We start from the raw sequence: 14,631 nt of genomic DNA, 5'->3' as shown, positions 1-14,631 counted from the left end.
TGGGATGGCGGCTTGAAATCGCCCCTTGGGAAATGCTCCAAAAAGGGCGGGTTGCCGTTTGCGTGAAACGGTGAACCGCTCCAGTCGGGAATTCGATTTAATGCGTCTGCTGCAAAGACATCTCTGCATGATTGCCATGTCGCTGGCGGCGCTATCCAGCGCCCAAGCCGCGCCGTTGGTCGAGCCCACGCTGCACATCAAGCCCGCGGCAAGCGGAGCGGGCCGTGTCGCGCTCACGCTCGATGCCTGCGGTGGACAGACCGACACACGCATTCTCTCGGCGCTGGTGGAGAACAAGATACCGGCCACCATCTTTGTCACCGGCATCTGGCTGAAGCGCAATGCCGCGGCCGTCGAGATCATGCGGGCGCATCGCGACCTTTTCGAATTGGAAAATCACGGCGGGCGCCATGTTCCGGCGGTCGACACGCCGCAGAAGATCTATGGCATACGCAGCGCCGGCAGCCCGGATGCGGTGCTGGCCGAGGTCGAGTCGGGGGCTGCGGCGCTTGCCAGGACTGGGGAGCCCGCGCCGAAATGGTTCCGCGGCGCAACCGCCGAATACAGCCCCTCGGCGATCGCGATGATCCGCAAGCTCGGTTTCAAGATCGCCGGCTTCTCGATCAATGGCGATGGCGGCTCGCTGCTGGGCGCCAAGGAAACCGCTAAGCGCATCGCCGCTGCCAAGGACGGTGACGTCATCATCGCCCATATCAACCAGCCCACCCATGCAGCTGGTGAGGGCGTGGTGCAGGGCCTGCTGGCACTCAAGGACAAGGGCGTGACCTTCGTGCGCCTGGACGATGCCGACGGTACCGGCAATCACGGCACTACCGACTGAGGGGCGTTGATATTCAGGTGAGGCCGGCCTGACCTGAATATCAACGCGCCCCGGTGGCCTTAGAGTCGAAGCGTTCAGCCCGGCTTGGCTTCGATGCTGACCTTGCTGGCGTAGAACGCGCCGTGGTCGCGGATTTCGGTCATTTCGTCGAAAGGCCGCTCGTAAGCCCACATTGCATTTTGACCGGTTTCGCCGGCAGGCAGCACGCTCCAATAGCTGGCATCGCCCTTGTAGGGGCAATGGGTCGAGTGTTCGGTAGCGCTCAGCTTGCCGAAATCGATGTCGGCGAACGGAATGTAGAAGGCGGCGGGGTAGGGAGCCTCCGTCAGCACCTTGGCCTTCGTGGACGATGCGACAACCGTATCGCCGGCGCGTACCGTGACGGTGCCGACATAGGGCTCGATGGTGATGATCTTGTCGGGATTGCGCTGGAAGCCGGGTGCCGGGTTGGCGATCTTGTCCATGTTGGTTCTCCTTGCCTGGCTCCCTAAGGTGTGGCGGGCACAGCCGTTGCGCAAGGTCCGTTTGCATCACAAAAACAGGCGCACCAATCGCCGAGGCGTGGCGCTGCAGCGCTTTCGAGTATCCGCCGAAGCTCAGGCGGCGGTCTTGAATGCGTCCATCAGTCCGGCATAGGCGGCTGCGATGCCCGCCACCGGGTTGCTGCTTCTCGAAACGGTTTCGACTTTCAGCGAGCCACCAACGGTTGGCAAGGTGAGCAGCAGGAACTGGCGGTTGCCGCCATCGCCGACGGATGCCGCCGCGACGTGCTGGCCTTCGCCTTCGTTCTGGACGCACATCTTGAACAGCAGCGTGCCGCCGACCGCTTCGAGCGCGCCGCCGACAACTTCAACAAATTCGTCTTCGGAAACAGTCTTTTCGTCCGGCACCAGATCGGCCAGGCTTTCCGCAATTGTGCTCTCAAGGGCTTTGTCGTCGAGCTGCGCGTCCATGCGAACCTCTTTCAGTCGCCAATCGCCCCTTGCCCGTTAACGAAACTTAACGCCGACGATGGCCGGATTGTGGCGGATTTTCAAGTCATTTCGCCGGATAAGGCACTGCCGCCACTGTGGTGATTTCGACCCTCTTGCCATCTCTGTGGCACGAGTGGCCAGGAGACGGAAGTCCAAAACATGTCAAGATTCAACCGCTTGCCGTTGCGGAACGGGCGCTGAAATTCCTTCGCCGCGCAAGCGGGTGACTGGACAATCCGCCGGTTCGCTTCACAATGGTTCGAAGCTACGACGCAAAATGCGCGAGGGAGGAGGAGCGGGATGCTGGGGCTGATGCAGGAATGGCCGCTGCTGTGCCACAAGCTTATCGACAACGCCGAACGGCAGCATGGAGCGCGCGAGATCGTGTCACGCTCGGTCGAGGGACCGATCGTGCGCACCACTTATGCCGAGATCCATCGTCGTTCTCTCAAGGTCGCCCAGAGGCTGGAGCGTGACGGCTATGGGTTGGGCGACCGCATCGCCACGTTGGCCTGGAACACGGCGCGCCATATCGAGGCCTGGTACGGCATCATGGGCATCGGCGGGATCTATCATACGCTCAACCCGCGCCTGTTTCCCGAGCAGATCGTCTGGATCATGAACCATGCCGAGGACAAGGCCGTCTTCGTCGACCTTACCTTCATACCGCTGCTCGAGAAGATCGCCGGTACCGTCAAATCGCTGAAAAAGGTGATTGTGCTGACCGACAAGGCGCACATGCCGCAAACGACCCTGCCCAATGCCGTCGCCTATGAGGACTGGCTTGACGAGGTCGATGGCGATTTCGCCTGGAGGACCTTCGACGAAGGCACCGCCGCCGGCATGTGCTACACATCGGGCACGACAGGCGATCCCAAGGGTGTCGTCTACAGCCATCGCTCGAACGTGCTGCACGCCATGATCGCCGCCATGCCCGACGCCATGGGCCTGTCGTCACGCGACACCATCCTGCCCGTGGTGCCGATGTTCCACGCCAACGCCTGGGGCCTTGGCCAGAGCGGACCGATGATCGGCGCCAAGCTGGTCATGCCCGGCTGCAGGATGGACGGCGCCTCGATCTATGAATTACTCGACACCGAGAAGGTGACCTTCAGCGCCGCCGTGCCGACCGTCTGGATGATGCTGCTGCAATATCTGGAGGAGACCGGCAAGAAGCTGCCCTATCTGAACAAGGTCGTCATCGGCGGCTCATCCTGCCCGCGTGCGATCATGACGAAGTTCCAGGACAATTACGACGTCCAGGTCATCCACGCCTGGGGCATGACCGAGATGTCGCCGCTCGGCACGCTGTGCACCTTGAAGCCGGAATATGCAGCCCTGGAGGGGGAGGCCCGGCTCGACGTCAAGCAGAAACAGGGTTACCCGCCCTTCGGCGTCGAAATGAAAGTGACCGATGACGAGAACAATGCGCAACCCTGGGATGGCAAGACCTTTGGTCGGCTGAAAGTGCGTGGACCGGCCGTTGCCCGCGCCTACTACGGCGGCGCCGGTGCCGAGCAGTTCGATGAGGACGGCTGGTTCGACACTGGAGACGTCGCTCACATCGACGCCGGCGGCTACATGCAGATCACCGATCGAGCCAAGGACGTCATCAAGTCCGGCGGCGAGTGGATTTCGACCATCGATCTCGAGAATCTGGCCGTCGGCCATCCGGACGTGGCGGAGGCGGCGGCAATCGGCGTCCATCATTCGAAATGGGGCGAGCGGCCCTTGCTGGTCGTGGTCGCCAAGCCGGGCAAGGAGCCGACCAAGGCTGACATTCTCGGCTTCATGAACGGCAAGGTGGCCAAGTGGTGGATGCCGGACGATGTCGCTTTCGTCGGCGAAATACCCCATACCGCCACCGGCAAGATCCAGAAGATCACCTTGCGCCAACAGTTCAGGGACTACCGCCTGCCGACGGATTGAGGGGATGTTGCGTGTTTCGGCTTCAAGCCGACGCGAAAAGGCACTAAACCTCCGTCCGGGTTGGGGCAGCGCAGAGAACAATGGTTAGCATTCCCGAACGGCGAACCTCGAAGGCTGCCGGCTGGTCGCGGCGCACGGCCGCATTTTCAGCGGTGCTTCTGCTGACCAATTTCGTCGGCCATCGCTTCGATCTCGTCGAAACGCCGGTGTTCCTATGGGTGCTGGGCATCGTCGCGCTGCTCGCTGCGCTGGCGCTGCTGTTCGCCGCCTTTGCCTTTTCGAGACTATGGAAATTTGGTGATCGCGGCGGCCGTGACCTGACCGTCGGCGCCTTGCTGGCCCTGCTGGTGCTCGTTCCCTACGGCGTTGCCGCCTACTGGGCGACGATTTATCCGCCGCTCAGGGACATCTCGACCGATTTCGATGATCCGCCCGCGCTCGATATCAGCGACCGGACAAAGGACATGAACGTGCTCTCGCCGTCGACGCCGGGCGAACAGCGGCTGCAGACAGACAGCTATCCACTGGTCACCGCGCGCAGCTACGACCTGCCATTCGAGACCATCGTCAATGCCGTCGAGACCGTACTCGACCGGCGCGGCTGGGATCTTTCCGAACCCTATCCCGACCTCGCCGGGCAAAGCGACGTGACCATTACCGCTGTCGCCAAGGGTTTCGTGCTCGGCCTTCCCGCCGATGTGGCGATCCGCGTGACGGATGATGGCGATACGGTGATCGTCGACATGCGGTCGGCCTCGCGTTACGGACGCTACGACCTTGGCGACAATGCCTCGCGCATCACTGATTTCCTGGCGGAATTGGACCAGGAAGTCGCCGGCCAGGTCGGGGCGGCTCCGGCCGAGTAGCCATTTTTCCGTCGATCCCATGCCTGCTGGGAGGCTAGGGACCAGGGCAGGCCTATCAGGCCGGCGTGAAAATGCCGTCGATGGCGGGGGCCGCGTCCGTCGACACCACGCCACGTGCCACCAGATCCTCGAGATGGGCAAGCACCGAAAGCCCGGCCGCACCATGCAGCCGCGGATCTGTATCCCGGTAGATCGCCTTGACCATGTCGGGAACCGTCCGGTCGCCGGCTCTGACCCGCTCCAGAATGGCCCGTTCGCGCATCTTGCGATGCGTCTTCAACCCGCGCATGAAAGCGCGCGGCGCCGTTACCGGCCCGCCATGGCCTGGCAGCAGCATGCGGTCGTCGCGCTCGATCAGTCTGTCCAGCGATGCCATGTAGTCGGCCATTGCTCCGTCCGGCGGCGCGACGATGGACGTCGCCCACGCCATGACATGATCGGCCGAAAACAGGATGCCGGTTCCTTCCAGCGCGAATGCCGCGTGATTGGCGGTGTGGCCGGGGGTCAGAACCGTGCGGATCGCCCAGCCGTCGCCGGCGACCAACGTGCCGTCCGGCAGGGCGGTGTCGGGAACGAAAGCGGTGTCGGCGCTGGCGTCGAGCGCGTTGGTCTCGCCTACATGCAGTGGCCTTGCCGGCCGGTGAGGCCCTTCCGCCATCACCAAGGCACCGGTGCGCTGCTTCAGCCGGGCCGCCAGCGGGGAATGGTCGCGATGCGTATGGCTGACGAAGATATGGCTGACCGGCCTGCCGGCGATCACGTCGAGCAAGGTCTGAAGATGAGCGTCGTCATCGGGCCCGGGATCGATCACCGCCAGCGTGTCGCGCCCGACGACATAGCTGTTGGTGCCATGAAAAGTGAAGGGGCTGGGATTTTGGACCGTGACGCGCTGCACGTCCGGTGCCACGCTCACGCCATGGCCGTAATGCGGATCGAAGCTGGTATCGAATTTGAGAGCCATATCGGCACATTGTTCCCGGAACGGCAAAACCGATTGCCGCATAGCACGCAAGCCAATATAGGAAAACGCTAGACCGCGATTATCGGATCGCGACAGATCGGATAGGGGAAGACCATGGCAACTGCAACGACGATGCGCCCGCTTGTTTCTCTGGCCTTGCCGCTGGATGGCGCGGCGCGACTGGCAACACAGCTTTTCCTGGCCATCGCCGGAACGCTGCTGCTGACCCTGTCGGCCAAGACCAAGGTTGTGCTGGGCCCCGTCGACATCTCGATGCAGACGCTCGCCGTCTTGCTGATCGCCGCCACCTTCGGCATGCGCCTCGGCGTTGCCACGCTGCTGCTCTACATGGCGGAAGGCGCCATGGGCTTCCCGGTTTTCCAGGGCACGCCGGAGAAGGGCATCGGCATCGCCTACATGCTTGGCTCGACCGGCGGCTACCTCGCTGGCTTCGTGGTCATGGCGGCGATCGTCGGCTGGGCCGCGGATCGCGGTTGGGATCGCCACCCGATAAAGCTTTTCAACGCAATGCTGGTCGCCGAAGTCGTCATGATGGCGATGGGCTTTGCCTGGCTGGCGCTGCTCATCGGTCCGGAAAAATCCTGGCAGTTCGGCGTCGTGCCGTTCATCGTCGGCGATCTGATCAAGGTTGCCCTGGCGGCAAGCCTTGTGCCGGCCGTCTGGTCGCTGCTGAAGCGCTCCTGAGGTCTTCAGGAAGCTTGACGTGCCATAGACGTCAGGGGTCCATTCCCGAGCACGGGCGCTTCTGATGAAGGTTCTGGTCACCGGCGTCGCCGGCTTCATAGGCTATCATGTCGCCAGGCGGCTCCTGGAGCGCGGCGACGAGGTTGTCGGTATCGACAGCATCAACGAGTACTACGATCCGGCGATCAAGCAGGCGCGGCTGCGGCTGCTTGCCGAGGCAAGCCGAAGCACCAACTCCGGTTATCATTTCATCCACGGCAATCTTGCCGACAGGGGCATCGTCGACAGCTGCTTTGCCGACCACGCCTTTGACCGGGTGATCCACCTCGCCGCCCAGGCGGGGGTCCGCTACAGCCTTGAAAACCCGCGCGCCTATGTCGAAAGCAACATCGTCGCCTTCACCAACATGCTGGAGGCCTGCCGCGGCGGAGGCATAGCGCACCTGACCTATGCCAGCACCTCGAGCGTTTACGGCGCCAACACCGACATGCCGTTTTCCGAGCATCGCCCGGCCGATCATCCGCTGCAGTTCTACGCGGCGACCAAGCGCGCCAACGAGCTGATGGCGCACAGCTACAGTCATCTGTTCGGGCTGCCGACCACCGGATTGCGTTTTTTCACCGTGTATGGCCCCTGGGGGCGTCCCGACATGGCGCTGTTCATGTTCACCAGGAGCATCCTGGCCGGCGAACCGATCAAGCTGTTCAACAATGGCAACCACACACGCGACTTCACCTATGTCGATGATATCGCCGAGGGCGTGATCCGGACCAGCGACAGCCCTGCCGCGGGAAACCCTGGCTGGGATTCCGGCCATCCGGACCCGGCAACGAGCAGCGCCCCCTGGCGTATCTTCAACATCGGCAACAATAACCCGGTGAGGCTGACCGCCTATGTCGAGGCGCTGGAAAACGCGCTTGGCCGCAAGGCCATCATCGAGCTTTTGCCGCTGCAGGCGGGGGACGTGCCCGACACCTTCGCCGATATTTCATCATTGCAGGAGGCGGTCGGATATCGCCCCGGTACCTCCGTGTCGGAAGGGGTAGCGCGATTCGTCGAGTGGTATCTGGCGTATTTTGGTAACGACTCTACGGTAAAAGCGGGCCCTGGCAGCAGCTTTTTCAGGGTGTAGTATGGCTCCCACTGCCGCCGAGGGGATTTGGGCATGTCAGGGAGAGCTTCTTGAAAGGAATTATCCTTGCGGGGGGTAGTGGAACACGCCTTTATCCGCTGACGTTGGCAGTCTCCAAACAAATTCTTCCGGTATACGACAAGCCGATGATCTATTATCCGCTGAGCGTACTGATGCTCGCGGATATCAGGGAGATTCTGGTTATTTCGACGCCGCGAGACCTGCCCGTTTTTCGCGATTTACTCGGCGACGGATCGGAGTTCGGTCTGGACATTTCCTATGCGGAGCAGCCGCACCCCAATGGGCTTGCGGAAGCTTTCATCATCGGCCGCGAGTTCATCGGCAAGGACAGTGTGTCGATGATCCTGGGCGACAATATCTATTTTGGCGATGGGCTGTCGCAGCTTTGCCGCACCGCCGCTTCGCGCGAGGCGGGCGCTTCGGTTTTCGCCTACCGCGTGGATGATCCTGAACGGTATGGTGTCGTGTCCTTCGACAAGGTCACCGGAACCGCGATTACGATCGAGGAAAAGCCGCAAAAGCCGAAATCCAACTGGGCTGTTACAGGGCTGTATTTCTACGACAACACTGTTGTCGACATCGCCTCGTCCATTCGACCTTCGGCCCGTGGCGAGCTGGAGATCACGGCGGTCAACAACGCCTATCTCGATCGCGGCCTGCTGCATGTGCACCGATTGGGGCGCGGCTATGCCTGGCTCGACACGGGGACCCATGACAGCCTGAATGACGCGTCTTCCTTCGTGCGCACGATCGAACATCGACAGGGCATCAAGGTCGCTTGCCCTGAGGAGATCGCCTTCGAGCAGGGTTGGCTGACGGCGGAGCAAGTGCTGCAGCGGGCAACCCGGTTGGGAAAAAATGAATATGCCGCCTATCTGCGCCGGCGCGTCGCCGATCTGTCGGAGGGCTAGAGGTTGGAGATCAGGTCCCTCGGCATTGAAGGCGTGCTGGAAATCGTTCCAAAGCGGCACGGCGATGCGCGCGGTTTCTTCATGGAAACCTACAATGCCGAGCGGTTTGCGCAGGCTGGAATAAAATTGCTTTTCGTGCAGGACAACCATTCTTATTCCGCCGAGGCAGGTGTCTTGCGCGGGCTCCATTACCAGCTTGCGCCCCGGGCGCAGGACAAGTTGCTGCGCGTTATACGCGGCCGGATTCTGGACGTATGTGTCGACATTCGCCGCGGTTCGAAGACCTTTGGGAAATGGACCGGCCACGAGATTTCGGCCGAAAAGGGCAACCAGATTCTGGTGCCCAAGGGCTTTGCCCACGGCTTCCTGACCCTCGTGCCCGACACCGAGGTCCTCTACAAGGTGACCGACACCTACTCGCCTGAGCACGACCGGTCCATCCGCTTCGACGATCCCGCGATCGGCATCGAATGGCCTTCGGTGGCCGGCGGGTTCCAGCTTTCGGACAAGGACAGCAAGGCGCCGATGCTCGCCGACACCGAGGTGTTTGCCTGATGAGGACAGCAGCATGAATTTTCTGGTGACAGGCGGGGCCGGCTTCATCGGTTCGGCGGTGTGCCGTCATCTGTGCGCCAATCCGGCCTACCGCGTGACCAATCTCGACAAGCTGACCTATGCCGGCAACCTGGCCTCGCTGCGGCCGATCGAGAGCGCGCATAATTATCGCTTCGCCCATGGCGATATCGGCGATGAGAGGACAGTGCTCGATCTCCTGCGCCGTGACGATATCGACATCGTCATGAACCTCGCCGCCGAGAGCCATGTCGATCGCTCGATCGACGGACCGGGCGCCTTCATCGAGACCAACATTGTCGGCACCTACCGGATCCTCAATGCCGCACTCGAATATTGGCGTGGCCTTGCCGATGACAGGAAGGCCCGCTTCCGCTTCCACCATGTCTCGACCGACGAGGTGTTCGGCGATCTGCCTTTCGACGGCGGCATGTTCGTCGAGGAGACGCCTTACGCCCCGTCCTCGCCCTATTCGGCCTCGAAGGCGGCCTCGGACCATCTGGTGCGCGCCTGGCACGAGACCTACGGCCTGCCGGTCGTGCTCTCCAACTGTTCGAACAATTACGGCCCCTATCATTTTCCCGAGAAACTGATCCCGCTGGTCATCCTCAACGCGCTCGACGAAAAGCCGCTGCCTGTCTATGGCGCCGGCGCCAATGTGCGCGACTGGCTGTTCGTCGAGGATCACGCCCGGGCCCTGGAACTCGTCGCCACCAAGGGCACGCCGGGCGAGAGCTACAATGTCGGCGGCAATTCGGAGCGCACGAACCTCGCCGTCGTCGAGACGATCTGCGACCTGCTCGACACCAGGCGTCCCAGGGCCGGCGGCAAGCGCTATCGCGAGCTGATTTCCTTCGTCACCGACCGCCCCGGCCATGATCGCCGCTACGCCATCGATGCCTCCAAGATCGGCCGTGAACTCGGCTGGACGCCGACCGAGAATTTCGACAGCGGCCTGGCCAGAACCGTGGACTGGTTCCTCGACAACAAATGGTGGTGGGGCCCGATCCGCGAGCAGCGCTATGCCGGAGAAAGACTGGGCGAAGCGCGCAAGGCTGGCGCGTGAGGCTCGTCGTCACCGGACGCGAAGGCCAGGTCGCGGCAAGCCTGCTGGAGGCATGCCAAGGGAAGGCCGGCATCGAGGTCGTCGCCATCGGCCGCCCGGAACTCGACCTGGCAAGACCCGAGACCATCATCGACGTCATTGCGGCCGCGAAGCCGGATATCGTGGTTTCGGCCGCCGCCTACACGGCGGTGGATCAGGCCGAGGACGAGCCCGACCTCGCCTTTGCGGTCAACGCGACCGGCGCCGGCAAGGTGGCTGAAGCGGCGGCTCGGCTCGGCGCTCCCGTCATCCATCTTTCGACCGACTATGTCTTCGACGGCAGTGCTTCTCACGCCTATGTCGAGACCGATGCGACGGCGCCCCTCGGCGTCTACGGCGCCTCCAAGCTCGCCGGCGAACAGGCCGTGGCCGCCGCCGGCCCGCGCCACCTGATCCTGCGCACCGCCTGGGTCTATAGCCCGTTCGGCAGGAATTTCGTGAAGACCATGCTGCGGCTGGCCGCCGACCGCGACGAGATTTCGGTGGTGGCCGATCAATGGGGAAATCCCACCTCCGCGCTCGATATGGCAGACGCCATCCTGCATGCGGCGGCGGTGCTGCATGGCGACAACAGCGTCGGCGCGTTCGGCACCTATCATCTGGCCGGCACCGGCGAGACCAACTGGAGCGGCTTTGCCCGTCACATCCTGGACACCAGCCGGGCGGCCGGCGGTGCTTGGGCACAAGTGCGCGACATTGCCAGCAAGGACTATCCGACCAAGGCGCGGCGCCCCGCCAATTCGCGGCTGTCGAGCGCGAAGTTCGCTGATGTATTCGGGTGGAGCGCGCCTGACTGGCGGCAGTCGACGGAGGCGGTGGTCCGTCGGCTCCAACGCGGGCAGGCCCCGGCCGGATGACCAAGCGTCCTTGAGGGCGGCTCGCTGAATTTCACAAGCCGTGCCTTGCAGCGGCACTCAGCGTCGACGGCTGTCGATCTGGTGATAGAGATCGGCATAAGCCTTTCCCATCCTGTCCGATGTAAAGAGCCTAGCATAGCGCTCTCGGGCTGCTCGCCCCCACTTCGCTGCTTCGTCAGGCGAATCGACCAGCCGGTTGATCGCTTCGGCAAGCCGTGCCGGATCGGAAGGCGGAACGACCAGCCCGGTTTCGCCGGCCTTGTTCACATAACTGGTTCCCGTTCCGATCTCGCATGAAATCATCGGCTTGCCGCACATTGCCGCCTCGACCAGCGATAGCCCATAGGCTTCCGACCTCTGGTTCGAAGGAAAAACGAACCCGAGGCAGCCGTGGAGGAGCGCCATTTTGTGCGGCTCCGAAACCTCGCCCAGGAAAATCACATTGTCGCGCCGCAACGTGCTGGCCTGCAGCTTGAGTTGCTGCTCGATCGGTCCCGAGCCGGCGATGACAATCTTGCAGCGGACCCTGTCCGCGGCCTCGATCAGCACATCAAGTCCCTTGTAGTAGCGCAGAACGCCGACGAAGAGCACGAAGGGCTCCGCCACCGCCGACCGGCGCCAGTTAGTGTCGGATAAGGTCGGCGCGGGGTAAGCGGTTTCATCGATGCCGATGGGAATGATCGTCGATTTGGCCTTGAAGGCGTTGAGGACAGGGCTCGATCCCAAATAGTCCGGGGATGTCGCAACGATCGTGTCCACGTTCTTCAGGAAACGCAGCATCAGCGGTCGATAGAAAGGCAGTATCAGCCTCTGTTTGACGATGTCGGAATGATAGGTGACGACGGCCGGCTTGCCGTGACGGGAATGAAAATGCACCATATCCATCAACGGCCATGGAAAATGGTAGTGCAGCAGGTCGGCTTTCCCGGCGAGTTCCGCGAATTTCCGAAAAACCGCGCGCGAGAATCCGGTCGAGGCCAGTTCGAAATCGAGCTTGGCCTTGTGGGCCATGTGGCCGTCAAACCATTGGGTGTTCTCGGCCGGAGTGGGGCTCAATGACAGCACGTCCGTTTCGATGCCGTGGCTCGCGGTGCTTTGGGCAATGGCCTGTATCGTGCGCTCCACCCCGCCAAACGAATCCGGCCAGTAGGTTTTGAAGAAGTGCAGGACTTTCAAACGCGGGCCTTCCGTCTTTGCTCGATGGCCTGTTCAAAAATCCGCAGCATGCTCCTGGCGTGGTTTTCCCAGGTGAAGCGTCCGGCATTCCTTTTCGCGCCCGCGGCGATGCCGTTTCGGAATTCCGCATCGACGCACAACCGGTGGAATGCAGCGGCGATTGCCTCGGGGTCGTTCGGGTCGACGAGGACGGCATTGTCACCCGCGACCTCAGGCATTGACGACGTGTTCGAGGTCAGCGCCGGCTTGCCGAAAGACTGTGCCTCGACGATCGGAAAACCGAACCCCTCGTAGAGAGATGGCATCGCCAGAAACAGGCAATTCGCATAAAGCGTGGCAAGCGTCATGTCGTCGACGAATCCGGTAAACTTGATATTCGCCTCCAGCCCGCCGGCGCGCACCTTATCGGCAAGGCCCGTCTGTTTCCACCCCGTGCCGCCGACGATGACCAGATCGCAGCCGGACCGGATATCGGCCGGCAGCAAACCGTAGGCCTCTATCAGATTGCCGAGGTTCTTCCGGGGCTCGACTGTGCCGACGAAGAGCGCATAGGGCTTGCCGATGCCGAGCGGCCGCAGGCTCGAAACATCGCCAGGGGCCGGCAGGGCGACCGTGCCGGGGTGGACCGTCCTGACCGGCGATTTCAGCCAGGGGAATTCGGCCGTCAAGGCTGTGGCTGTGGCGGTCGAATCGGCAACCACGGCATCGGCGGTCCGCAGCGCGGGCTTCATCAGCAGGCGGTCGCCCACCCAGGTCCTGGTCCGCATGGTCCGCGCGGCGTGCAACCAGACGAGGTCGTGAATCGTGACCACCCGTGCGATGCCGCCGCCCAGCACAAAGGGCAGACGGTGCGACGGCCCCCAAAACACCTCCACGCGGTCGCGCCGGGCCAAGGAGGGCAACACGGCCTGGCCCCAGAACGTGCGGCCGACAGGCCCCTTGAAGTTGGCGATCCGCACGCAGACGCCAGGCGGAAGGTCGTAATCCGGATTGATCCTGCCAGGCGCATAGACAACCACATCGGCGCCGAGAGCCGCCAATGCCTTCACGGCATTGTGGACGAACCGGCCGATCCCGTCGGTAGCCGATCCAAGATTCCTGCCGTCGATCCCGATCCTCAATCTTGTCTCCGGAAATGAACTGGGCAAAGGATTCCGGACATTTTTACGACGGCAGCAGGGCAGGTGCGTGAAAGCGTGGTCGCTCGACCGCGCATTACGAACCACCTGTAGCATAGATCCTCTGAATCGGTAACATCAGGGCTGGCCGTCATGCAGCGAAAGCCGCTCCACAGCCTGAGACATGAATTCGCTTGGACGTCGCCGGCTCATGGAACTCGCTCGTCACCGTAGCGTCGAAGCTTTATGCGTCGTCGGCAAGCCGATAGACTTCGGTTGCTCTGGAGATAAAGCTAAGCTAAAGCCCTCGGCGCAACTGGAAGACTATGCCACATGGCCCACCAGAATGGCTGCGGGTGAGCTTTTTGCCCTCACAACAAAAGCCTGCCATCGCCGTCGTCATCCCGAGCTATCGGGTGCGCAATCATATTCTCGCCGTTCTCGGCCAGATCGGCTCTGAAGTCACTGCCATTTATGTCGTCGACGACGCCTGTCCCGAGGACACTGGCCGTTTCGTCAAGGAGCATGTCACGGATCCCCGTGTAAACGTGCTGTGGAACGACCAGAATCTCGGCGTCGGTGGGGCGACCCTCGCGGGGATGAAGCAGGCTGCCGCCGACGGGGCCGATGTGATCGTGAAGATCGACGGCGACGGCCAGATGGACCCGGCCCTCATTCCGAGCTTCGTCGGCGTCATTCTTATCGGTGAGGCGGACTATGCGAAAGGCAACCGCTTTTTCGATCCGGAAGGGGTGGCTTCCATGCCTTTAGGCAGGCTGATCGGTAATGCGGGCCTCTCCTTCCTCGCCAAGATGTCGACCGGATATTGGCACAGTTTCGATCCGACAAACGGGTTCTTCGCAATCCACGCCAGCCTGGTCGGTCTTCTGCCGTTGGAAAAGATATCGAGGCGTTTTTTCTTCGAATCGGATCTTCTTTTCCGCCTGAACGTCCTTACCGCGCGCGTGGTCGACGTGCCTATGCACTCACACTACGCCGACGAGGTAAGCAATATGAAGCCGCATCGCGAAATTCCGCGATTTGCGCTCGCGCATCTGAGGAATTTCGGCAAGCGCATCTTTTACAACTACTTCATCCGCAATTTCAGCATCGCGTCGTTGGAGCTTGTGTTGGGATTGGCGCTTTTGCTGTTTGGCGTTGTGTACGGCCTGTCGAAATGGGGTACGTCCGTTCCGGCCACCGCCGGCACCGTGATGATCGCAGCGCTGCCGATCATCGTTGCGACCCAACTCCTGCTTGCTTTCATCAACTACGATATCCAGTCGGTTCCGCGGTCGACACTGCACTTGCGACTGAAGACCTCCGTCCAACCGATGCGAGCGCTGAGACACAGGGACAGCATGAAGCATCAACACGAGAGTTCGCCTTCAGAGCCGAGGGATAGTGGTCAGGTATGACAGATAAAGCATCAATCACTCTCCCTTGTCCGGTTTGTAGCGGC

15 protein-coding genes are annotated in these 14,631 nt (G+C 62.0%); 10 read left to right on the top strand and 5 right to left on the bottom strand.

What is annotated here, in order from left to right; translation table 11 throughout:
* The first annotated feature begins 100 nt into the window (after nucleotides 1-100).
* On the top strand, nucleotides 101-841 hold the full coding sequence (locus tag MesoLj_RS28170; protein ID WP_202323318.1) for a polysaccharide deacetylase family protein: 741 nt from the start codon (nucleotides 101-103) through the stop codon (nucleotides 839-841).
* 74 nt (nucleotides 842-915) lie between these two features.
* Here MesoLj_RS28170 and MesoLj_RS28165 read toward each other — a convergent pair whose 3' ends face one another.
* On the bottom strand, nucleotides 916-1,305 hold the full coding sequence (locus MesoLj_RS28165) for a DUF427 domain-containing protein (protein WP_202323317.1): 390 nt from the start codon (nucleotides 1,303-1,305) through the stop codon (nucleotides 916-918).
* 132 nt (nucleotides 1,306-1,437) lie between these two features.
* Entirely contained in the window at nucleotides 1,438-1,794 is a 357-nt protein-coding gene (locus tag MesoLj_RS28160; RefSeq protein ID WP_140768824.1) for a hypothetical protein, read from the bottom strand.
* Nucleotides 1,795-2,115: 321 nt separating this feature from the next.
* On the opposite strand from MesoLj_RS28160, the gene MesoLj_RS28155 reads away from it, so the two are divergent.
* Both MesoLj_RS28155 and MesoLj_RS28150 read left to right on the top strand, forming a co-directional pair.
* Nucleotides 2,116-3,744, top strand: a complete 1,629-nt coding sequence (locus tag MesoLj_RS28155) for a fatty-acid--CoA ligase (RefSeq protein ID WP_202323316.1) — start codon at nucleotides 2,116-2,118, stop codon at nucleotides 3,742-3,744.
* Nucleotides 3,745-3,824: 80 nt separating this feature from the next.
* Nucleotides 3,825-4,610, top strand: a complete 786-nt coding sequence (locus MesoLj_RS28150; RefSeq protein WP_202323315.1) for a DUF1499 domain-containing protein — start codon at nucleotides 3,825-3,827, stop codon at nucleotides 4,608-4,610.
* A gap of 55 nt (nucleotides 4,611-4,665) precedes the next feature.
* On the opposite strand, the gene MesoLj_RS28145 is transcribed toward MesoLj_RS28150, so the two are convergent.
* Nucleotides 4,666-5,571 carry an MBL fold metallo-hydrolase gene (locus MesoLj_RS28145; protein ID WP_202323314.1) on the bottom strand — a complete coding sequence of 302 codons (906 nt, stop codon included), beginning with the start codon at nucleotides 5,569-5,571 and terminating at the stop codon, nucleotides 4,666-4,668.
* 114 nt (nucleotides 5,572-5,685) lie between these two features.
* Here MesoLj_RS28145 and MesoLj_RS28140 point away from each other — a divergent pair, with 114 nt between their 5' ends.
* The 6 genes from MesoLj_RS28140 to rfbD all read left to right on the top strand — a co-directional run bounded on the left by MesoLj_RS28140 (nucleotide 5,686) and on the right by rfbD (nucleotide 10,875).
* Nucleotides 5,686-6,276: a biotin transporter BioY gene (locus MesoLj_RS28140; RefSeq protein ID WP_202323313.1), complete on the top strand. Its 591-nt coding sequence runs from the start codon at nucleotides 5,686-5,688 to the stop codon at nucleotides 6,274-6,276.
* Nucleotides 6,277-6,340: 64 nt separating this feature from the next.
* A complete protein-coding gene (locus MesoLj_RS28135; RefSeq protein ID WP_202323312.1) occupies nucleotides 6,341-7,408 on the top strand; it encodes an NAD-dependent epimerase in 1,068 nt (355 codons plus the stop codon).
* Nucleotides 7,409-7,458: 50 nt separating this feature from the next.
* The gene (gene rfbA, locus MesoLj_RS28130) at nucleotides 7,459-8,340 is read left to right on the top strand and encodes a glucose-1-phosphate thymidylyltransferase RfbA (RefSeq protein WP_202323311.1); all 882 of its coding nucleotides are present in this window, start codon (nucleotides 7,459-7,461) and stop codon (nucleotides 8,338-8,340) included.
* A gap of 3 nt (nucleotides 8,341-8,343) precedes the next feature.
* Nucleotides 8,344-8,895: a dTDP-4-dehydrorhamnose 3,5-epimerase gene (gene rfbC / locus MesoLj_RS28125; protein WP_202323310.1), complete on the top strand. Its 552-nt coding sequence runs from the start codon at nucleotides 8,344-8,346 to the stop codon at nucleotides 8,893-8,895.
* Between the two features lie 13 nt (nucleotides 8,896-8,908).
* Entirely contained in the window at nucleotides 8,909-9,979 is a 1,071-nt protein-coding gene (rfbB, locus tag MesoLj_RS28120) for a dTDP-glucose 4,6-dehydratase (protein WP_202323309.1), read from the top strand.
* On the top strand, nucleotides 9,976-10,875 hold the full coding sequence (gene rfbD / locus MesoLj_RS28115; RefSeq protein ID WP_202323308.1) for a dTDP-4-dehydrorhamnose reductase: 900 nt from the start codon (nucleotides 9,976-9,978) through the stop codon (nucleotides 10,873-10,875). Before rfbB ends, rfbD begins: the two co-directional genes overlap by 4 nt.
* Before the next feature lie 57 nt (nucleotides 10,876-10,932).
* Here rfbD and MesoLj_RS28110 read toward each other — a convergent pair whose 3' ends face one another.
* Nucleotides 10,933-12,051 carry a glycosyltransferase family 4 protein gene (locus MesoLj_RS28110; RefSeq protein WP_202323307.1) on the bottom strand — a complete coding sequence of 373 codons (1,119 nt, stop codon included), beginning with the start codon at nucleotides 12,049-12,051 and terminating at the stop codon, nucleotides 10,933-10,935.
* Nucleotides 12,048-13,172 carry a glycosyltransferase family 4 protein gene (locus MesoLj_RS28105; RefSeq protein ID WP_202323306.1) on the bottom strand — a complete coding sequence of 375 codons (1,125 nt, stop codon included), beginning with the start codon at nucleotides 13,170-13,172 and terminating at the stop codon, nucleotides 12,048-12,050. The genes MesoLj_RS28110 and MesoLj_RS28105 overlap by 4 nt, the downstream gene beginning before the upstream one ends.
* Before the next feature lie 353 nt (nucleotides 13,173-13,525).
* Between MesoLj_RS28105 and MesoLj_RS28100 the strand changes: the two genes are divergently transcribed.
* Nucleotides 13,526-14,587, top strand: coding sequence for a glycosyltransferase family 2 protein (locus MesoLj_RS28100; protein WP_244735180.1), 1,062 nt, complete (start codon nucleotides 13,526-13,528; stop codon nucleotides 14,585-14,587).
* The last annotated feature ends 44 nt before the right edge of the window (nucleotides 14,588-14,631 follow it).

Origin of the sequence: Mesorhizobium sp. 113-3-9, from assembly GCF_016756515.1 — a bacterium.
GTDB lineage: Bacteria > Pseudomonadota > Alphaproteobacteria > Rhizobiales > Rhizobiaceae > Mesorhizobium.
The sequence above is the reverse complement of the archived record's forward strand: the minus strand, read 5'-3'. Positions and strand labels throughout refer to the sequence as shown.